Raw genomic sequence first — 19,712 nt, 5'->3', positions numbered from 1 at the left:
GTGTCTCTGATCGCTTCTGACCACTTCCGCATCGTTGTCGGCCTCGGCAAGAGCGGCATGTCCCTGGTTCGCTTCCTGGCGAACCGGGGCGTGGCGTTTGCCGTGGCCGATACGCGGGAAAATCCACCGGAACTGGCCACGCTCAAGCGTGACTATCCGCACGTGGAAGTGCGTTGTGGCGAGCTGGACGTCGAGTTCCTGTGCCGTGCCGACGAGCTCTACGTGAGCCCCGGCCTGGCGCTGGCGACCCCGGCCCTGCAGGCCGCCGCCACCCGTGGCGTGAAACTGTCCGGCGACATCGAGCTGTTCGCGCGTAACGCGAAGGCGCCGATCGTGGCCATCAGCGGCTCCAACGCGAAAAGCACCGTCACCACCCTGGTCGGCGAGATGGCGGCAGCGGCCGGCAAGCGCGTCGCGGTGGGCGGCAACCTCGGCACGCCGGCGCTGGATCTGCTCAGTGACGACGTCGAGCTGTACGTGATGGAGCTGTCGAGCTTCCAGCTGGAAACCACCGACCAGCTCAACGCAGAAGTGGCGACCGTGCTCAACATCAGCGAAGACCACATGGATCGCTACAGCGGTCTGCCGGCCTATCACCTGGCCAAACACCGGATCTTCCGTGGCGCCAAACAGTTCGTGGTCAATCGCCAGGATGCCTTGAGCCGTCCGCTGATCGGCGAGGGCCAGCCGTGCTGGACCTTCGGCCTGAGTAAACCCGACTTCAAAGCCTTCGGCATCCGTGAAGAAGATGGCGAGAAGTACCTGGCTTTCGAATTCCAGAACCTGATGCCGGTGCGCGAGTTGAAGATTCGCGGCGCCCATAACCAGTCCAACGCCCTCGCGGCCCTGGCCCTGGGGCATGCCGTCGGCCTGCCGTTCGATGCCATGCTGTCGAGCCTGCGCACCTTCGCCGGCCTCGAGCATCGCTGCCAATGGGTCCGTGACCTCGACGGCGTGGGTTACTACAACGATTCCAAGGCCACCAACGTCGGTGCCGCGCTGGCCGCCATCGAAGGGCTGGGCGCGGACATCGAGGGCAAGATCGTGCTGATCGCCGGTGGCGACGGCAAGGGGGCGGAGTTCAAGGACCTGCGTGATCCGGTGGCGGCCAACTGCCGTGCCGTGGTGCTGATGGGCCGCGACTCCGACAAGATCGGCGAGGCCATCGGCGACGCTGTGCCGCTGATCCGCGCCGGCTCCCTGATCGAAGCGGTCGAGCAATGCCGTGCCGCCGCACAGCCGGGAGACGTGGTGCTGCTGTCGCCAGCCTGCGCCAGTTTCGACATGTTCAAGAACTATGAAGACCGTGGTCACCAGTTCGTCCAAGCCGTGGAGGATCTGGCATGAGCCTGAAAGGCATCATCAAGCCGTACCCGTCGCCGATCATTACCGGGCGCGGTATCGACCTCGATTTCCCGATGCTCGCCGGTTGCCTGTCATTGCTCGGCCTGGGGCTGATCATGATTGCCTCTGCGTCGACCGAAGTGGCGGCCGTGCAGTCGGGCAGCGCCCTGTACTACATGATTCGCCACCTTATTTACGTGGTGTTGGGCCTGGGGGCCAGCATCGTCACCATGATGATTCCGATTGCCACCTGGCAACGCCTGGGCTGGCTGATGCTGCTGGGTGCGTTCGGTTTGCTGGTGATGGTGATCATTCCGGGGATCGGCCGCGAGGTTAACGGCTCGATGCGCTGGATCGGCTTCAGCTTCTTCAACGTCCAGCCTTCCGAGATCGCCAAGGTGTTCGTGGTGATCTACCTCGCCGGTTATCTGGTGCGTCGCCAGAAAGAAGTGCGTGAAAGCTGGATGGGCTTTTTCAAGCCGTTCATCGTGCTGCTGCCGATGGCGGGCCTGCTGCTGATGGAGCCGGACTTCGGTGCCACCGTTGTGATGATGGGCGCTGCGGCGGCGATGCTGTTCCTTGGCGGCGTCGGGCTGTTCCGTTTTTCCCTGATGGTGGTCCTGGCTGTCGGAGCGGTGGTGCTGTTGATTCAAATGCAGCCGTATCGAATGGCGCGTCTGACCAACTTTGCCGATCCATGGGCGGACCAGTTCGGTGCCGGCTATCAGTTGTCCCAGGCATTGATCGCATTCGGTCGTGGCGAATGGCTGGGTGTTGGCCTGGGCAACAGCGTACAGAAACAGTTCTATCTGCCGGAGGCCCACACTGACTTCGTGTTTTCGGTCCTGGCCGAAGAACTGGGCGCGGTGGGCTCGCTGTGCACCGTGGCACTGTTCGTCTTCGTGTGTATCCGCGGCATGTACATCGGTTTGTGGGCCGAGAAGGCCAAGCAGTTTTTTGCTGCTTATGTCGCCTACGGCTTGTCGTTCCTGTGGATTGGTCAATTCCTGATCAACATCGGCGTGAACGTGGGCTTGCTGCCGACCAAGGGGCTGACCCTGCCGTTCCTCAGCTATGGCGGCAGTTCGTTGGTTATTTGCTGCGCCTGTCTCGGCTTGTTGCTGCGCATCGAGTGGGAAAGTCGAACCCACCTGGGCAGTGAGGAGATGGAGTTCCATGAGAGCGACTTCGTCGAGGAGCCGCACCATGGGCGCTAACGTGATGATCATGGCCGGCGGCACCGGTGGCCACGTGTTCCCGGCGCTGGCCTGTGCCCGCGAATTCCAGGCGCGCGGCTATACCGTGCACTGGCTTGGCACTCCGCGTGGCATCGAGAACGACCTGGTGCCGGCGGCCGGTATCGAGCTGCACCGGATCAATGCCAGCGGTCTGCGCGGCAAGGGCAAGCTGTCGCTGCTCAAGGCACCGTTCATGTTGTTCAAATCGGTCTGGCAGGCGCGGGCGATCATTCGCCGTCTGCAACCGGTCTGCGTCGTGGGTTTTGGTGGTTTTGTGACCGGTCCTGGTGGTGTTGCGGCCAAACTGGCCGGTGTGCCGGTGATCGTTCACGAGCAGAACGCCGTGGCCGGTACCGCCAATCGGTTGCTGGTGCCGTTGGCCGCCCGAGTCTGTGAAGCGTTCCCCGACACCTTTACCCTGTCGGACAGCCGCCGGACCACCGGTAATCCGGTGCGCACCGAGCTTTTCCTCGAGACATCGCGACCTGCCCTGGCCGGTCGCAAGGCGCGTTTGCTGATCCTGGGCGGAAGCCTGGGCGCAGAACCGTTGAACAAGTTGCTGCCTGAAGCCCTGTCGCAAGTTGCTGCCGATTTGCGTCCGGAAGTGTTCCATCAGGCCGGCAAAAAACACGATGAAGTGACTGCAGAGCGCTATCGCGCGGCTGGCGTCGAGGCGCAGGTGCAGCCTTTCATCAAAGACATGGCCCAAGCCTACGGCTGGGCCGACCTGGTGGTATGTCGCGCAGGCGCGCTGACCATCAGTGAACTGGCCGCCGCCGGTCTGCCCTCGATGCTGGTGCCTTTGCCTCACGCCATCGACGATCACCAGACCCGCAACGCCGAATATTTGGCCCGTGAAGGCGCAGCCTTCCTGATGCCGCAGAGAACGACTGGCGCAGCGGATCTTGCCGCTCGTCTGACAGAGGTCCTGATGCAACCACAACGACTCAACGAAATGGCTACCGCGGCACGCCGCCTCGCCAAACCCGATGCCACCCGTAACGTGGTCGATAGCTGCCTGGAGGTGGCCCATGGTTGAGAGTCAGAAAGCCATGCCACAACCGGAAATGCGCCGTATCCGTCGCATTCACTTCGTCGGTATCGGCGGTGTGGGTATGTGCGGGATTGCCGAAGTGTTGCTGAACCTGGGGTATGCCGTGTCCGGTTCAGACCTGAAGGCCTCGCCGGTGACTGAGCGCCTGGAGTCCTTCGGGGCACAGATCTTCATCGGCCACCGCGCCGAGAACGCCGCTGCCGCCGACGTGCTGGTGGTGTCGAGTGCCGTGAACACGTCCAACCCGGAAGTCGCTACCGCGCTGGAACGCCGTATTCCGGTGGTGCCACGTGCAGAGATGCTGGCTGAGCTGATGCGTTATCGCCACGGTATCGCCGTTGCCGGTACCCACGGCAAAACCACCACCACCAGCCTGATCGCTTCGGTGTTCGCGGCCGGTGGCCTGGACCCGACGTTCGTGATCGGTGGCCGCCTGAATGCCGCGGGTACCAATGCCCAACTCGGCACCAGCCGCTACCTGATCGCCGAAGCCGACGAAAGCGATGCCAGCTTCCTGCACTTGCAGCCGCTGGTGGCCGTGGTTACCAACATCGACGCCGATCACATGGCGACCTACGATGGTGACTTCAACAAGCTGAAGAAAACCTTCGTCGAATTCCTGCACAACCTGCCGTTCTACGGTCTGGCGGTGGTGTGCCTGGACGATCCGGTGGTGCGTGAAATCCTGCCATTGGTCAAACGCCCGGCAGTCACCTATGGCTTCGGCGAAGACTGTGACGTGCGCGCCATCAACGTGCGCCAGCAGGGCATGCAGACCTTCTTCACCGTGCTGCGCCCTGACCGCGAGCCGCTGGATGTTTCGGTCAACATGCCGGGCAACCACAACGTACTGAACGCTCTGGCAACCATCTGCATTGCCACCGACGAAGGCGTCAGCGATGAAGCCATCGTCCAGGGCCTGTCCGGGTTCCAGGGTGTCGGCCGACGCTTCCAGGTCTACGGCGAACTGCCGGTGGACGGCGGCAATGTGATGCTCGTTGATGACTACGGTCACCACCCGACGGAAGTCGCGGCCGTGATCAAGGCTGTACGCGGTGGCTGGCCGGAGCGCCGCCTGGTGATGGTCTACCAGCCGCACCGCTACAGCCGCACCCGTGACCTGTACGACGATTTCGTCAATGTGCTGGCCGACGCCAACGTACTGCTGCTGATGGAAGTCTATCCGGCCGGCGAGGAGCCGATTCCGGGTGCCGACAGCCGCAAGCTGTGCAACAGCATCCGTCAGCGTGGCCAACTCGACCCGATCTACATCGAGCGTGGTGTCGACCTCGCGCCAGTGGTCAAGCCGCTGCTGCGCGCCGGCGACATCCTGCTGTGCCAGGGCGCCGGTGATATCGGCGGTCTCGCACCAAAACTGTTGAAAAGTGAGTTGTTCGCCGGGGCTGTTGCCGCGCCGGAGAAGGGGACGTTGAAATGACTGCTGCCTACGCCAACCTGGTCTCCACGATCGCGCCGAAAGATTTCGGCCGTGTCGCCGTGCTGTTCGGCGGCAAGAGTGCCGAGCGCGAAGTCTCCCTGAAGTCGGGCAATGCTGTACTCGATGCACTGCAAAGCGCCGGTGTGGACGCGTTCGGCCTCGACGTGGGTGATGACCTGCTGCAGCGTCTGCAGAGCGAAAAAATCGACCGCGCCTTCATCATCCTCCACGGTCGTGGCGGTGAAGACGGCAGCATGCAGGGCCTGCTCGAATGCCTGGGTATTCCGTACACCGGCAGTGGCATCCTGGCGTCGGCCCTGGCCATGGACAAACTGCGCACCAAGCAGGTCTGGCACAGCCTGGGCATTCCGACGCCACGTCACGCGGTACTGAGCAGCGAGGCCGATTGTATTTCGGCGGCGACGGAACTGGGCTTCCCTTTGATCGTCAAACCGGCCCATGAAGGTTCAAGTATCGGGATGGCCAAAGTGAGTTCCGCGTCCGAGCTGATCGACGCATGGAAAGCGGCCAGTACCTACGATTCGCAAGTGTTGGTCGAGCAATGGATTCACGGTCCGGAGTTCACCATCGCCACCCTGCGTGACCAGGTGTTGCCACCGATTGCCCTGGGCACGACGCACAGCTTCTACGACTACGACGCCAAGTACATCGCCAACGATACCCAGTACCGCATTCCGTGCGGTCTGGACAGCGCGAAGGAACAGGAACTCATGGACCTCACGGCCAAAGCCTGTGAAGCGCTGGGTATCGCCGGTTGGGGCAGGGCAGACGTGATGCAGGACGCCGACGGGCAGTTCTGGTTCCTGGAAGTCAACACTGCACCGGGCATGACCGATCACAGCCTGGTGCCGATGGCGGCCCGTGCCGCCGGTCTGGATTTCCAGCAACTGGTTCTGGCCATTCTGGCCGAGAGCGTTGCCGGCAACACTGCCGGTAACCAAGAGTCGATGAGAGGTTAAGGCCATGCAAGGCGCTCAGCTCAGACATCAGCCTCCCGCACCCGGCCGCAAGCCGGTGCCACGGGGTGCCAGCCGTATGGTGGCCAAAGAGCCGATGTCCGCGCGCCTGCCGAAAGCCAATTTCGGCTTTCTGAAAAGCCTGTTCTGGCCGGTAGTGCTGGTGGCTTTGGGGTTCGGTACTTACGAAGGCGCGACACGGCTGTTGCCGTATGCCGACCGGCCGATCACCAGGATCAACGTGCAGGGCGACTTGAGTTACATCAGCCAGCAAGCGGTGCAGCAGCGGATCGCCCCGTACGTGGCGTCGAGCTTCTTCACCATTGACCTGGCGAGCATGCGCACCGAGCTGGAAACGATGCCATGGATTGCCCACGCCGAAGTGCGCAGGGTGTGGCCGGATCAAGTGGTGATCCGCCTGGAAGAACAACTGCCGGTGGCCCGTTGGGGCGACGAGTCGCTGTTGAACAACCAGGGGCAGGCGTTTACGCCGCGTGAGCTGGCGAATTACGAACATCTGCCGCAGCTGTTCGGCCCACAGCGGGCCCAGCAGCAAGTGATGCAGCAATACCAGGTGCTGAGCCAGATGCTCAGGCCGCTGGGCTTCTCGATTGCACGCCTGGAGTTGCGTGAACGCGGCAGCTGGTTCCTGACCACCGGCCCCGGCAGTGCCGGCCCGGGCACTGAACTGCTGCTGGGACGCGGCAACCTGGTGGAAAAGATGCGCCGCTTCATTGCCATCTATGACAAGACGCTCAAAGAACAGATTACGAACATTGCGCGCATCGATCTGCGCTACGCCAACGGCCTTGCCGTTGGCTGGCGGGAACCTGTAGCGCCCACGGCAGCCCAACCCGCTGTCGCGAAGAATTAAGAAGAGGCAGGACCCATGGCAAACGTGCAAAGCGGCAAAATGATCGTCGGTCTCGATATCGGCACCTCCAAGGTGGTGGCGCTGGTGGGCGAGGTCGCGGACGACGGCACGCTGGAAATCGTCGGGATCGGCACCCATCCGTCCCGAGGCCTGAAGAAAGGCGTGGTGGTGAACATCGAGTCCACCGTGCAATCGATCCAGCGCGCGATCGAAGAAGCGCAACTGATGGCTGGTTGCCGCATTCACTCGGCGTTCGTCGGCGTGGCCGGCAATCACATCCGCAGCCTGAACTCCCACGGCATCGTGGCGATTCGCGATCGCGAAGTCAGTTCGGCGGACCTTGAGCGTGTGCTCGACGCAGCCCAGGCCGTGGCGATCCCGGCTGACCAGCGCGTGCTGCACACCCTGCCGCAGGATTATGTGATCGATAACCAGGAAGGCGTCCGCGAGCCGCTGGGCATGTCCGGCGTGCGTCTGGAGGCCAAGGTCCACGTGGTCACCTGCGCCGTCAACGCCGCACAGAACATTGAAAAATGCGTGCGTCGCTGCGGTCTGGAAATTGACGACATCATTCTCGAACAGCTTGCTTCGGCGTATTCGGTTCTGACCGATGACGAGAAAGAGCTCGGCGTGTGCCTGGTGGACATCGGTGGCGGTACCACCGACATTGCGATCTTCACCGAAGGCGCGATCCGTCACACCGCGGTGATCCCGATTGCCGGTGACCAGGTGACCAACGACATCGCCATGGCGTTGCGTACTCCGACCCAGTACGCCGAAGAAATCAAGATTCGCTACGCCTGTGCCCTGGCCAAGCTGGCCGGTGCCGGTGAAACCATCAAGGTGCCAAGCGTTGGCGACCGTCCGCCGCGTGAGCTGTCCCGCCAGGCCCTGGCCGAAGTGGTCGAGCCGCGCTACGACGAACTGTTCACGCTGATCCAGGCCGAACTGCGCCGCAGCGGCTACGAAGACCTGATCCCGGCCGGCATCGTGCTGACCGGCGGTACGTCGAAGATGGAAGGCGCTACCGAACTGGCCGAGGAAATCTTCCACATGCCGGTCCGCCTGGGCGTGCCTCACGGCGTGAAAGGTCTGGATGACGTAGTACGCAACCCGATCTATTCCACCGGCGTCGGCCTGTTGATGTACGGCCTGCAGAAACAGTCCGACGGCATCTCGTTCTCGGGCATCGGCAGCCGCGACAGCTACAGCAATGAAGAGCCACAGGCTCCGCTGCTGGACCGCCTGAAGAAATGGGTCCAGGGCAATTTCTGAAGATTTACCGCAACACCGAAGCACGCAGTAGGCGAAAAAACTAGAGAATGTAAAGGAGAGGGAAAATGTTCGAACTCGTAGACAACATCCCCGCAAGCCCGGTAATCAAAGTTATCGGTGTCGGCGGTGGCGGCGGCAACGCTGTCAACCACATGGTCAAGAGCAACATCGAAGGCGTCGAGTTCATCTGCGCCAACACCGATGCTCAAGCGCTGAAAAACATCGGCGCACGTACCATCCTGCAACTGGGCACCGGCGTGACCAAGGGCCTGGGCGCTGGCGCCAACCCTGAAGTCGGCCGTCAAGCCGCTCTGGAAGACCGTGAGCGCATCGCCGAAGTGCTGGCCGGCACCAACATGGTGTTCATCACCACTGGCATGGGCGGCGGTACCGGTACCGGGGCTGCGCCGATCATCGCCGAAGTGGCCAAGGAAATGGGCATCCTCACCGTTGCGGTGGTGACCCGTCCGTTCCCGTTCGAAGGCCGCAAGCGCATGCAGATCGCCGACGAAGGCATCCGCATGCTCTCCGAAAGCGTCGACTCGTTGATCACCATTCCCAACGAGAAGCTGCTGACCATCCTCGGTAAAGACGCAAGCCTGCTGTCGGCTTTCGCCAAGGCTGACGATGTACTGGCCGGTGCCGTTCGCGGTATCTCCGACATCATCAAGCGTCCGGGCATGATCAACGTCGACTTCGCCGACGTGCGTACCGTGATGAGCGAAATGGGCATGGCGATGATGGGCACTGGCTGCGCCAGCGGTCCGAACCGTGCACGCGAAGCCACCGAAGCGGCCATTCGCAACCCGCTGCTGGAAGACGTGAACCTGCAAGGCGCTCGCGGCATCCTGGTGAACATTACCGCCGGTCCGGATCTGTCCCTGGGTGAATACTCCGATGTGGGTAGCATCATCGAGGCATTCGCATCCGAGCACGCGATGGTCAAGGTCGGTACCGTTATCGATCCGGACATGCGCGACGAGCTGCACGTGACCGTCGTTGCCACAGGTTTAGGCGCTAAAATCGAGAAGCCTGTGAAGGTCATCGACAACACCGTCCACGCCTCGATGGCTGCACAGCCACAACAGCAGGCCCCTGTTCGTCAGGAAGCTCCAGCGGTGAACTACCGTGACCTGGACCGTCCGACCGTCATGCGCAACCAGGCCCAGGCCGGTGCTGCGACTGCCGCGAAGATGAATCCGCAAGATGACCTGGACTACCTGGACATCCCGGCTTTCCTGCGTCGACAGGCCGATTGATGAAATGTATCAGGGGTATTAGGGTGATTGGTGTTCAGCAAAGGTCTGGTCTGCTATCATCGCCAGCCTTTGTTGATACCAGTTCGCAATTTGCGCTGAAGCGGCCCATGCCATGATTAAACAACGCACCCTGAAGAATATTATCCGTGCCACAGGTGTTGGCCTGCACTCCGGGGAGAAGGTCTACCTGACCCTCAAGCCAGCGCCTGTCGACACCGGCATCGTGTTTTGTCGCGCCGACCTCGATCCCGTGGTGCAGATTCCTGCCCGCGCGGAAAACGTTGGTGAAACCACTATGTCGACTACGCTGGTTAACGGTGACGTCAAAGTGGACACGGTAGAGCACCTGCTCTCGGCCATGGCAGGCCTGGGCATCGATAACGCCTACGTCGAGCTCTCCGCGTCCGAAGTCCCGATCATGGATGGTAGCGCCGGACCTTTCGTATTCCTGATTCAATCGGCTGGCCTGGAAGAACAGGACGCCGCCAAGAAGTTCATCCGCATCCTGCGTGAAGTGACAGTGGAAGATGGCGACAAACGCGCTACTTTCGTCCCTTTCGACGGGTTCAAGGTGAGCTTCGAGATCGATTTCGATCACCCGGTTTTCCGTGACCGCACACAAAGTGCAAGCGTGGATTTTTCCAGCACTTCGTTTGTAAAAGAAGTCAGCCGCGCCCGTACCTTTGGTTTCATGAGTGACATCGAGTACCTGCGCAAGCACAACCTCGCACTCGGCGGCAGCGTTGAAAACGCTATTGTGGTCGACGCCGATGGCGTACTGAACGAAGACGGCCTTCGCTATGAAGACGAATTCGTGAAGCACAAAATTCTCGACGCAATTGGTGACCTCTACCTGCTGGGCAACAGCCTGATTGGTGAGTTCAAGGGCTTCAAGTCCGGCCACGCACTGAACAACCAGCTGCTGCGCAAGTTGATTGAGCAGACAGATGCCTGGGAAGTCGTGACGTTCGAAGACGCCAGCACTGCACCGATCTCTTACATGCGCCCGGTTGCGGCCGTGTAAGCAAAAAACCTCTCTAGTTTTTTAAAGGCTACCTTCGGGTGGCCTTTTTTTATGCCCTGAAGTTTGCAGTGTCTGGGCTGGCCTCATCGTCGGAACGCCGCCCGGAGCAAGCTCGCTCCTACAGAGGATTGCATTCCCTTGTGGGAGCGAGCCTGCTCGCGAAGGCGTCGGCCCATCCAGTAAAAATCCTATTTGGCACACACCACCCGATTACGTCCCCCGTCCTTGGCCTGATACAACGCCTTGTCCGCACTGAACAGCAATTGTTCCAGGTTGATATCGCTGGCCGCCGTCCAGGTGGCAATGCCGATACTGACGCTCATCGGCGACTCATCCGGATCCACCAGCGGCAGTTTTTGCACCGCCTCACGGATATGTTCGGCGATCTGCCGCGCGCCTTCACTGCCGGTTTCCGCCAGAATCACCGAAAACTCCTCGCCACCATAGCGCGCCACCAGGTCTGCCGGGCGATGGACATTGGCGCGGACGACCTCGGCCAATGCCCGCAAGGCGTCGTCGCCGGCCTGATGCCCGTGCCGGTCATTGAAGGCCTTGAAATGATCGGCATCGATCATCAGCAACGACAAGGGCTTGCCGCTGCGCTGTGCACGAAACCATTCATGGCGCAGCGTCTGATCAAGGGATCGACGGTTGGCTACGCCGGTCAAGGCGTCAGTGGCCGCCAGTTGCGCCAGTTCCTGCTCGGCATATTGGCGCAGGCGCAGCTCGCGGCAGAGCAGCCAGGTCAGCCAGAACAAACCGATGCACAAAACCCCGGTAGCACCGCTGATCACATAGGCCGTGCGGCTCCAGGTGGCGAACACTTCATCGATGGAAAGGGCCACGATGACGGTCAGCGGCAGGTTGCCGACTCGGGAAAAGGTGTACAGGCGCCGTTGATGGTCGACACTCGATACGCTTTCAAAGGTACCGCTTCGCTCCTGCAGCATGCGTACGACGTTGGGGCGGCTGGAGAAGTTTTTACCGATGGAGTTTTGTTCCCGGTACGGTTTCTGCGCCAGGAGAATCCCGTCATTGTTGATGATGGCCAGCGTACTGCCGGTGCCGATGTCGAGGCTGTTGAACAGCTGATCGAAGTAGCTCATGCGCATCGACGCCACCGCGACCCCCAGAAACTCACCCGAGGGTGAGGAAATGCGTCGGCTGAAACTGATGCGCCATTCGTCGCTGTCATCGCAGTCGCAGCGCGGCTTGAACGGTCGGCTGATGAACATGCCGGTGTCGCGATTGGAGACATGGGCCAGGAAATAGTCGCGGTCAGCGAAGTTGCCCGGTTTCGGTTCGATCAATGATGAGTCGGCCAACACGTCGCCGTGCTTGTCCAGCAGCAGGATGTCGCCCTTGTAGCGCGCGGTGGTGGAGCGGTCGAACAGCACCAGATGACGGATCTGCGGTGATACCTGTTTCAGGTCGTCCCGTTGGGCGGCGGCGATCAGGCCCTGCAAGGTCAAATCATAGAGCTCGACCGTACGCAGGACATCGGCATCGATCAGCTGCGCAATGGTGGTTGCGCTGCGTGTGGCGGTCTGCTGGGCATAGGCGTGTTCGCGGATCAGCAGGAACGTGACGATGCACAGGATCGAGATGACGGTCAGGGTGCTGCCGAGGATCACCATGATCTCCGGTCGCCCGGGTGGGCCTTGAATATGTGGGGTGCGGCTTGCGGTCATAGGGCTGACGTCTGCTGGATGGACGTAGTAAGCGTAGTTGCATAAACGTAGCAGCCGAGTGAATCGCTTCTGTTGCTCGAACGATTGATCAATGGCGTGGGTGTCAGTGACTTTCGTTGCAGAAATTGCAATGAAGGTTGAGTCGCCACGATAAAAAAAGCCGCTGACAGCAGCGGCTTTGAGGACAACTTTTCAAAGGGAAGAGCCGATGAAAAGTGTCGAGGGAAACAGGTGTGACAGTTACGGATCAGCTGTCTTTTTCGGCCCGTGGCTGGGCCTGGGTGCTGGATGCTTGCGGGGCCTGGGCATCTTGCGCAGCCTTGGCCGTCATCTCGATCTGATGCTCTTCGAACGCCGCAGAGTGTGCAGCGTTATGCGCGACGAAAGTCTGCGATTCTTCAGCCATCGCCAATGGCGAGAGGAACAAAGAGGACAAAACGAAAGCGCTGGCAATACCCATACTGTTGGACATCTTTAAAACCTTCTTGCTTGGCAAGTGCTGTTTGGTGCGGGCAAAGATAAGGATATGAGGCGAAGGGAAAAAGAGCGGATTCATGAAAGGACTGTTACAGCAAAAGCAAAGATCGGTGAGTACTCATTAACTGTGGCGTGGGGGCCGTCAAACAGGTAGATGAATCCCGAACGTATTCATCCCATGGTCGCTGCGCACGAACACATCGCCGCCATGCATCAATGCAATCGCCTTGACGATGGCCAGCCCCAGGCCGTGATTGTTGCCGCTGTTGCTGCGCGAAGCATCGACCCGATAGAAACGCTCGAACAGCCGTGGCAGGTGTTCACGGGCAATCGGCGAACCGGGGTTGGTGACGCCGATGCTGACCTGGTGTTCTGCGGCTTCAATGCGCACCTGAATCACCTGCCCGGGCGCGGTGTGCTGCACCGCGTTGTTCAGCAGGTTGATCAACGCCCGGCGCAGATGGGCAATCTCGATGCGCACTTGCGCGTCACCCCTGACCTCAACCCGGACCTGAGCGTCTTCGAGAATGAAATCCAGATATTCCAGTGTTGTGGCCACCTCTTCGGCCAGTGAGGTTGAGGTGAGTTTGGTCGCCTTGCTGCCCTGGTCGGCGCTGGCGAGGAACAGCATGTCGTTGATGATCGAACGCAGTCGCTCAAGCTCTTCGAGGTTCGATTGCAGCACTTCGAAGTAATGCTCGGCGGAGCGTCCGCGGGTCAATGCGACCTGGGTCTGGCCGATCAGGTTGGTCAGTGGCGAGCGCAATTCGTGGGCGACGTCTGCGTTGAACGATTCAAGGCGCGAGTACGCTTGCTCGACCCGTTCCAGGGTCGAGTTGAACGAACTGACGAATTGATCGAGTTCCGGCGGCAACGGTGACAATCGCAAGCGCCCCGAGCGCAACGGCGGGGCCAGGCGCTGGGCTTCCTGGGACAGTTTGATCAGCGGCTTGAGGCCGATCCGCGCCACCCAGTAACCCAGTGCCGAGGCCAGCAGCACGCCGACTATCGCCAGGCTGATCAGCGCGATCAGCAGTTGATGCTGGGTATGGAAAAACGTTTCGGTATCGATGGCGATCATGAAGCGCAGCGGTGGGCGCTGGTCCTTGGCCGGGAACTCGCTGACCAGCACTTTCAGTGGATACGGGTGATCCGGCAACTGCATGTCGCGCGTGCCCAGCGGCCCTTGGGCAAAGGCGCGGATCTGTGGGTTCAGGTTGCCGTATTCGTAGTGTGGATCGCCGCTGATGATCCAGAAACGGATGCGCTTGTCTTCTTCGCTCAGCAGATTGAGCTTGTTGTTGATTTTCACCCAATGCTCGGGTGTGCCGTAACGGCCGACTGTGGATTCGAGCACGCTGTAGCGCGCGTCCAGCTCGGCTTCGGGTAACAGGCCAAGGCCCTTGTCGACCTGCTGGTACAGCGCCCAACCGATCAACAGAAACACCAATAACGCCACCAGCGTGAACATCCCGCTCAGACGCAGGGCAATGGAATTGCGAGGGTAGGTCATCATTCATTTCCTGGCGCAGGAAATGAATGATGACTTACCCTAAACACCACAGCTCTCCAGCACATAACCCATGCCGCGAATGGTGTGCAGCAGTTTCTCCTCGAACGGCCCGTCGAGCTTGGCCCGCAGGCGTTTGATCGCGACTTCGACGACGTTGGCGTCACTGTCGAAATTGATGTCCCAGACCATTTCGGCGATGGCGGTTTTCGAGAGGATTTCACCCTGGCGGCGGGCCAGCACACTGAGCAGCGAGAACTCCTTGGCGGTCAGGTCCAGCCGTGTACCGCCACGCGTAGCCTTGCGGCTGATCAAATCTATCCACAGGTCGGCGATGCTCACTTGCACCGGTTCATGGCCGCCGCTGCGCCGGGTCAGCGCTTGCAGGCGTGCCACCAGTTCAAGGAAGGAAAACGGTTTGCCCAGATAGTCATCGGCGCCGTCACGCAGGCCCTTGATGCGATCTTCCACACGTTCGCGGGCGGTGAGCATGATCACCGGGGTTTGCTTGCGCGCACGCAAGGCGCGCAACACGCCGAAGCCGTCGAGGCCCGGCAACATCACGTCGAGGACGATCACCGCGTAGTCGCTCTCCAGCGCCAGGTGCAGGCCTTCGACCCCGTCCCGCGCCAGATCCACGGTGTAACCCTGTTCCGTCAGACCGCGGTGTAGATAATCCGCAGTTTTTTCCTCGTCTTCGATAATCAGAACGCGCATGACCCTGCCTCAGTCTGTGCTCGCCAGCGCTGGCACTGGCGAAGGTTTGGGCCTGTGAAACAACCGCTCCAGCCACAAGTATATGACCGGTGTGGTGAACAGCGTCAGGGCCTGGCTCACCAGCAAGCCGCCGACTACCGCGATCCCCAGGGGTTGGCGCAACTCGGCGCCGGTGCCGTAGCCGAGCATCAGCGGCAGGGCGCCGAGCAGGGCGGCGAGGGTGGTCATGATGATCGGCCGGAACCGCGTGAGACAGGCCTTGAAGATCGCCTCTTCAGGCGACAATCCAGCATTGCGCTGCGCTTCGAGGGCGAAGTCGATCATCAGGATGCCGTTTTTCTTGACGATACCGATCAACAACACCAGGCCGATCAAGGCCATGATCGAAAAGTCCTGGCCGCAAATCCACAGCATGATCACCGCGCCGAGGCCCGCCGAGGGCAAGGTGGAAATGATCGTCAGCGGATGGACGAAGCTCTCGTAGAGCACGCCGAGAATGATGTACACCGCCACCAGCGCCGCCAGAATCAGCCACGGCTGGCTGGCCAGAGAACTCTGGAACGCCTGGGCCGCGCCCTGGAAATTGCCGCTGATGGCGCTCGGCATGCCGATATCGGCCTTGGCCTGGTTGAGCATGATCACCGCATCGCCCAATGCCACACCCGGCGCCAGGTTGAACGACAGGTTGGCGGCCGGGAACATGCCGTCATGGGCGATGGACAGCGGGCCGACGGTCGGCGCATCGAATTTGGCCAGGGCTGACAACGGCACCATTTGCCCGCTCAGGGGCGAGCGCAGGTAGAAATAGTTGAGGCTTTCGGCCTTGCCGCGCTGTTTGGTGTCCAGCTCCAGAATCACGTTGTACTGATTGACCTGGGTCTGGAATTCGTTGATCTGGCGCTGGCCGAATGCATCGTACAGGGCTTCGTCGACGTCGCTGGCGGTCAGGCCGAAACGCGCCGCCGCACTGCGGTCGATGCTGATGTGGGTGATGCTGCCGCCCAGTTGCAAATCATTGGAAATGTCGCGGAACGCCGGGTTGGCGCGCAGTTTTTCCGTCAGGCGCTGGGTCCAGGTGCTGAGTATGCCGCCGTCGTTGCTCTTGAGTACGTATTGGTACTGGGCCCGGCTTGGGCCGGAGCTGAGGTTGATGTCCTGGCCGGCGCGCAGGTACAGCACAATGCCCGGCACTTTCATCAGTTGCGGACGAATCCGGTCGATGAACTGACTGGCCGAGACATCACGGTCGCTGCGTTTTTTCAGGGTGATCCAGAAGCGGCCGTTGGCGATGGTCTGGTTGCTGCCGGAAACCCCGACCGAGTGCGAGAACGTTTCCACCGCAGGGTCGGCGGCGACGATTTCCGCCATTGCCAGGTGTTTTTTCACCATGTCGCCGTAGGAGATGTCGGCAGCGGCTTCGGTGGTGCCGAGGACGAAACCGGTGTCCTGGATCGGGAAGAAACCTTTCGGGATCAGAATGTATCCGGCAACGGCCAGGCCCAGTGACAGGCAGAACACGCCGATCATCAAGCGCTGATGGGCGAGGGCGCGGCGCAGGCCTTTTTCGTACCATTCCAGCAGACGCTCGCCAAAGCCCGGTTTGTCGTGGGCATGATGCACCGGCGCACGCATGAACAGCGCGGCCATAGTCGGCGCCAGGGTCAACGACACCACCACGGAAATCAAGATGGTCGAGGTGGCGGTCAGGGCGAATTCCTTGAACAACCGTCCGACCACGCCCCCCATGAACAGCAGCGGGATGAACGCCGCCACCAGCGAAAAACTGATCGAGACAACCGTGAAGCCGATCTCGCCCGCGCCCTTGATCGCCGCTTCGCGCATGCCGTCGCCGGCCTCCAGGTGCCGGTGAATGTTTTCCACCACCACGATCGCATCGTCGACCACAAAGCCCACGGCCACCACGATCGCCACCAGCGTCAGGTTGTTCAGGCTGAATCCCATGACGTACATCAGCGCAAAGCTGGCGGTCAGAGAAACCCCCAGCACCGCCGAGACAATCAATGTTGCCGACAACTGGCGCAGGAACAGCGCCATTACCGCCACCACCAGCATGATTGCAATCAGCAGGGTGATTTCCACTTCATGCAGCGAGGCACGGATGGTCTGGGTGCGGTCGATCAGCGTCTTGACCTGCACCGAGGCGGGGAGCATCGCTTCCAGCGCCGGCAAGGCGGCCTGGATGCGGTCCACGGTTTCGACGATGTTGGCCCCCGGCTGACGGAAGATCACCAGGTTGACCCCCGGTTGTGTGCCCGCCCAAGCCTGGACGTAGGCATCTTCCGAACCGTTGACGACTTTGGCGACGTCGCGCAGATGAACTGGTGCACCGTCCCTGTAGGAAACAATCAGCTGGCTGTAGTCCTCCGGATGGAACAACTGGTCGTTGGTGGACAGGGTCGAGATGCTCGACTCCCCGTACAGCGCACCCTTGGCCAGGTTGAGGCTGGTCTGCTGGATCGCCAGGCGGATGTCGGCGAGGGTCAGGCCGATGGCCGCGAGTTTGTCCGCCGAAACCTGGACGCGGATCGCCGGACGCTGCTGACCGGTGATGGCGACCTGGCCTACACCGTCGACCTGGCTGAGCTGACGGGCCAACAGGGTTTCCGTCAGGTCGCTGAGCTCCGGGCCGGGCATCAGCGAGGAGTTGACGCTGAGGATCAGCACCGGGCTGTCGGCCGGGTTGACCTTGCGCCAGGTCGGCAGGTTCGGCATGTCCTTGGGCAGCTTGCCCGCGGCAGTATTGATCGCCGCCTGCACTTCCTGGGCGGCGGTGTCGATACTCTTGTCGAGGGTGAATTGCAGGGTCAGGTTGGTCGAGCCCAGTGCACTGCTCGAGGTCATCTGGGTCACGCCGGGAATGGCGCTGAATTGCACTTCAAGGGGCGTGGCCACCGAGGAAGCCATGGTTTCCGGGCTGGCGCCGGGCAGTTGCGCGGCCACCTGGATGGTCGGGAACTCTGCCTCCGGCAACGGCGCTACCGGCAGGCGCGGAAACGCGATGACGCCCAACAGCACCAGGGCGAACGTCAGCAGGACCGTGGCCACAGGGTGGTCGATGCACCAGGCGGATACCGAACCGTGGCCCTTCATTGCGCTGACTCCGATTGCACCACTTGCGACGGTTCGGTCAGTACTTGCACGGTGGCGCCGGGCTTGAGCCGCGACTGACCATCGCTGACCAGCACATCACCGGGCTTCACGCCTTTGATGATGTCCTGGCCGCTGCCTTGATAGACCATCTGCACCTGCACGGCTTCGACTTTGTCGCCATTGACCCGGTACACGAAGTGCTGGTCCAGGCCCCGTTGTACGACGGTCGGCGGCACCACCAGCGCATCTTTGTCCAGGGCTGTCTGAATCTTTACCGTCACCAGCAGGCCCGGCCAAAGCTTCTGCCCCGGATTGTCGAACTCGGCCTTGGCACGGATGGTGCCGGTGTTGGCGTTGATCTGGTTGTCGATCAGGGTCAGGTGGCCTTCGCCGAGCAGGTTGCCGGTTTCGCCGTCGGTGTCGGCGCCGATGTAGGCCTTGACCTGAGCGTGCTGTGGGTCGTTGATCAGGCCCTGCAAGGTCGGCAGCATTTGCTGCGGCAGGGAGAACTCCACGGAGATGGGGTCGATCTGGGTCACGGTGAACAGGCCTTGGGCGTCGCTCATGCGCAGGAAGTTGCCTTCGTCGACTGTGCGAATACCGACACGACCGCTGACCGGGGAGCGTATTTGTGTGTAGGAAAGCTGTACCTCGGCGGAATCAATCGAGGCCTGGTTGCCTTGGGCGGTGGCCTTGAGTTGATTGACCAGAGCCTGTTGCTGATCGTAGGTCTGCTTGGACACCCCGTCGTCGACGCTGAGCAATTTGTAGCGCTTGAGGTTGACCTGCGCCACTTGCAGTTGCGCCTGGCTTTCGCCCAGTTGTGCTCGGGCCTGGTCGAGACTGGCGCGGATCGACCGGTCGTCGATGGTGGCCAGCAGATCACCTTTTTTCACCAGTTGGCCTTCCTTGACCAGCAGTCTGGTGAGAATGCCGTCGATTTGTGGACGGACCACGACGCTGTGCAGGGACAGCACCGAACCGATGCCGCTGACGTAGCGTGGAACGTCTTTTTCTGCCACGGCGATCACTCGCACGGGGATGGCGGTGGGGGCGGCGAGCTTGGCCTTGGCCGGTTTGGCGGCATACCACAGGCCCAGCGCTGCCAGGACGATCAGAAGGGCGACGAGCAGGGCGGGTTTTTTCTGGATTCGCATGCGGGTGGGGCGCCGGGGCTGGGTGGTCGGTAGGTGGGTATTTTCCTTTATAAACCTGTTTGACGGTCAGGAGGGTGACGGCTAACTGACGGCGCTGTCAGTTTGGCTTTGGCGGCCTCTGGGCCGACCATGTTCTTGGTTGACCGTGTACATATCCGTTTCTTTGGTAACGGCGACTTAGGGTTTCGCCCTTACGGCGAGTCCCTTTTGGCAAACGCCCGGTGTGCCGGCCCAGCCAAAAGGAACCAAAAGGTCTCGCCCCTTACGTACGGCCCCTCGCCTGGGCTCGGGGTTCCTTCGCTTCGGTGTCCATCCGGGGGCATTGCCCTCCGGTCGGCTGCGCTCGACCTACATGCAATGAGTTCGACTGCGTCGAACGGCGCTACGCGCCATTCCCCGGATGAACACCTCCACTCAGCCTGCCGAGGGGGCGGGTGGATCAAGATCAAGAGCGGCAGGCGAGCTAACGCTCGGCCTGTTGAGTGGTGAAGAGCGTGGGTGTACGCCGCTCTGCTTTTGCTCTGCTCTTCTGTAGGAGCGAGCCTGCTCGCGATGGTCGTCAACGA

General features: G+C 61.3%; 15 protein-coding genes. 9 read left to right on the top strand and 6 right to left on the bottom strand.

Annotated features, from left to right (window positions below; genetic code table 11):
* From murD to lpxC, 9 genes are all read left to right on the top strand, one after another.
* Positions 1-1,347 carry a UDP-N-acetylmuramoyl-L-alanine--D-glutamate ligase gene (gene murD / locus CAF65_RS08650; RefSeq protein WP_085715915.1) on the top strand — a complete coding sequence of 449 codons (1,347 nt, stop codon included), beginning with the start codon at positions 1-3 and terminating at the stop codon, positions 1,345-1,347.
* Positions 1,344-2,561: a putative lipid II flippase FtsW gene (ftsW, locus tag CAF65_RS08645; protein ID WP_085715914.1), complete on the top strand. Its 1,218-nt coding sequence runs from the start codon at positions 1,344-1,346 to the stop codon at positions 2,559-2,561. Before murD ends, ftsW begins: the two co-directional genes overlap by 4 nt.
* Complete coding sequence (gene murG, locus CAF65_RS08640) at positions 2,551-3,621, top strand: undecaprenyldiphospho-muramoylpentapeptide beta-N-acetylglucosaminyltransferase (RefSeq protein ID WP_085715913.1); 1,071 nt, start codon at positions 2,551-2,553, stop codon at positions 3,619-3,621. The genes ftsW and murG overlap by 11 nt, the downstream gene beginning before the upstream one ends.
* A complete protein-coding gene (murC, locus tag CAF65_RS08635; protein ID WP_085715912.1) occupies positions 3,614-5,074 on the top strand; it encodes a UDP-N-acetylmuramate--L-alanine ligase in 1,461 nt (486 codons plus the stop codon). Before murG ends, murC begins: the two co-directional genes overlap by 8 nt.
* Positions 5,071-6,054 (top strand): D-alanine--D-alanine ligase, encoded by a 984-nt coding sequence (locus CAF65_RS08630; RefSeq protein ID WP_085715911.1) that lies wholly within the window; start codon positions 5,071-5,073, stop codon positions 6,052-6,054. Before murC ends, CAF65_RS08630 begins: the two co-directional genes overlap by 4 nt.
* 4 nt (positions 6,055-6,058) lie before the next feature.
* Positions 6,059-6,925, top strand: coding sequence for a cell division protein FtsQ/DivIB (locus CAF65_RS08625; RefSeq protein WP_085715910.1), 867 nt, complete (start codon positions 6,059-6,061; stop codon positions 6,923-6,925).
* Between the two features lie 15 nt (positions 6,926-6,940).
* Complete coding sequence (gene ftsA, locus CAF65_RS08620; RefSeq protein WP_007989901.1) at positions 6,941-8,200, top strand: cell division protein FtsA; 1,260 nt, start codon at positions 6,941-6,943, stop codon at positions 8,198-8,200.
* Positions 8,201-8,265: 65 nt separating this feature from the next.
* Entirely contained in the window at positions 8,266-9,459 is a 1,194-nt protein-coding gene (gene ftsZ / locus CAF65_RS08615; RefSeq protein WP_085715909.1) for a cell division protein FtsZ, read from the top strand.
* 112 nt (positions 9,460-9,571) lie between these two features.
* Positions 9,572-10,483 carry a UDP-3-O-acyl-N-acetylglucosamine deacetylase gene (lpxC, locus tag CAF65_RS08610; RefSeq protein WP_008016709.1) on the top strand — a complete coding sequence of 304 codons (912 nt, stop codon included), beginning with the start codon at positions 9,572-9,574 and terminating at the stop codon, positions 10,481-10,483.
* A gap of 188 nt (positions 10,484-10,671) precedes the next feature.
* Here the strand turns inward: lpxC and CAF65_RS08605 are convergent, their stop codons facing one another.
* The 6 genes from CAF65_RS08605 to CAF65_RS08580 all read right to left on the bottom strand — a co-directional run bounded on the left by CAF65_RS08605 (position 10,672) and on the right by CAF65_RS08580 (position 19,146).
* Positions 10,672-12,174, bottom strand: coding sequence for a sensor domain-containing diguanylate cyclase (locus CAF65_RS08605; protein ID WP_085715908.1), 1,503 nt, complete (start codon positions 12,172-12,174; stop codon positions 10,672-10,674).
* A gap of 247 nt (positions 12,175-12,421) precedes the next feature.
* Entirely contained in the window at positions 12,422-12,646 is a 225-nt protein-coding gene (locus CAF65_RS08600) for a hypothetical protein (RefSeq protein WP_085715907.1), read from the bottom strand.
* A gap of 147 nt (positions 12,647-12,793) precedes the next feature.
* Positions 12,794-14,164 (bottom strand): heavy metal sensor histidine kinase, encoded by a 1,371-nt coding sequence (locus tag CAF65_RS08595; protein ID WP_085715906.1) that lies wholly within the window; start codon positions 14,162-14,164, stop codon positions 12,794-12,796.
* Positions 14,165-14,203: 39 nt separating this feature from the next.
* Complete coding sequence (locus CAF65_RS08590) at positions 14,204-14,878, bottom strand: heavy metal response regulator transcription factor (RefSeq protein WP_085715905.1); 675 nt, start codon at positions 14,876-14,878, stop codon at positions 14,204-14,206.
* Between the two features lie 9 nt (positions 14,879-14,887).
* Positions 14,888-17,989 (bottom strand): multidrug efflux RND transporter permease subunit, encoded by a 3,102-nt coding sequence (locus CAF65_RS08585; RefSeq protein WP_085715904.1) that lies wholly within the window; start codon positions 17,987-17,989, stop codon positions 14,888-14,890.
* Complete coding sequence (locus tag CAF65_RS08580) at positions 17,986-19,146, bottom strand: efflux RND transporter periplasmic adaptor subunit (protein WP_085715903.1); 1,161 nt, start codon at positions 19,144-19,146, stop codon at positions 17,986-17,988. Before CAF65_RS08580 ends, CAF65_RS08585 begins: the two co-directional genes overlap by 4 nt.
* Positions 19,147-19,712: the final 566 nt, after the last annotated feature.

Origin of the sequence: Pseudomonas sp. B28(2017) (assembly GCF_002113025.1) — a bacterium.
In the GTDB taxonomy this organism is placed as follows: domain Bacteria; phylum Pseudomonadota; class Gammaproteobacteria; order Pseudomonadales; family Pseudomonadaceae; genus Aquipseudomonas.
Note: the sequence above shows the minus strand (reverse complement) of the source record. Positions and strands in the feature narration are given on the sequence as shown.

Excerpts from the sequence above, each read along its gene's own strand:
- ftsW (WP_085715914.1), top strand. The coding sequence starts at position 1,344 with ATGAGCCTGAAAGGCATCATCAAGCCGTACCCGTCGCCGATCATTACC.
- murG (WP_085715913.1), top strand. The coding sequence starts at position 2,551 with ATGGGCGCTAACGTGATGATCATGGCCGGCGGCACCGGTGGCCACGTG.
- murC (WP_085715912.1), top strand. The coding sequence starts at position 3,614 with ATGGTTGAGAGTCAGAAAGCCATGCCACAACCGGAAATGCGCCGTATC.
- CAF65_RS08630 (WP_085715911.1), top strand. The coding sequence starts at position 5,071 with ATGACTGCTGCCTACGCCAACCTGGTCTCCACGATCGCGCCGAAAGAT.
- CAF65_RS08625 (WP_085715910.1), top strand. The coding sequence starts at position 6,059 with ATGCAAGGCGCTCAGCTCAGACATCAGCCTCCCGCACCCGGCCGCAAG.
- ftsA (WP_007989901.1), top strand. The coding sequence starts at position 6,941 with ATGGCAAACGTGCAAAGCGGCAAAATGATCGTCGGTCTCGATATCGGC.
- ftsZ (WP_085715909.1), top strand. The coding sequence starts at position 8,266 with ATGTTCGAACTCGTAGACAACATCCCCGCAAGCCCGGTAATCAAAGTT.
- lpxC (WP_008016709.1), top strand. The coding sequence starts at position 9,572 with ATGATTAAACAACGCACCCTGAAGAATATTATCCGTGCCACAGGTGTT.
- CAF65_RS08605 (WP_085715908.1), bottom strand. The coding sequence starts at position 12,174 with ATGACCGCAAGCCGCACCCCACATATTCAAGGCCCACCCGGGCGACCG.
- CAF65_RS08600 (WP_085715907.1), bottom strand. The coding sequence starts at position 12,646 with ATGTCCAACAGTATGGGTATTGCCAGCGCTTTCGTTTTGTCCTCTTTG.
- CAF65_RS08595 (WP_085715906.1), bottom strand. The coding sequence starts at position 14,164 with ATGACCTACCCTCGCAATTCCATTGCCCTGCGTCTGAGCGGGATGTTC.
- CAF65_RS08590 (WP_085715905.1), bottom strand. The coding sequence starts at position 14,878 with ATGCGCGTTCTGATTATCGAAGACGAGGAAAAAACTGCGGATTATCTA.
- CAF65_RS08585 (WP_085715904.1), bottom strand. The coding sequence starts at position 17,989 with ATGAAGGGCCACGGTTCGGTATCCGCCTGGTGCATCGACCACCCTGTG.
- CAF65_RS08580 (WP_085715903.1), bottom strand. The coding sequence starts at position 19,146 with ATGCGAATCCAGAAAAAACCCGCCCTGCTCGTCGCCCTTCTGATCGTC.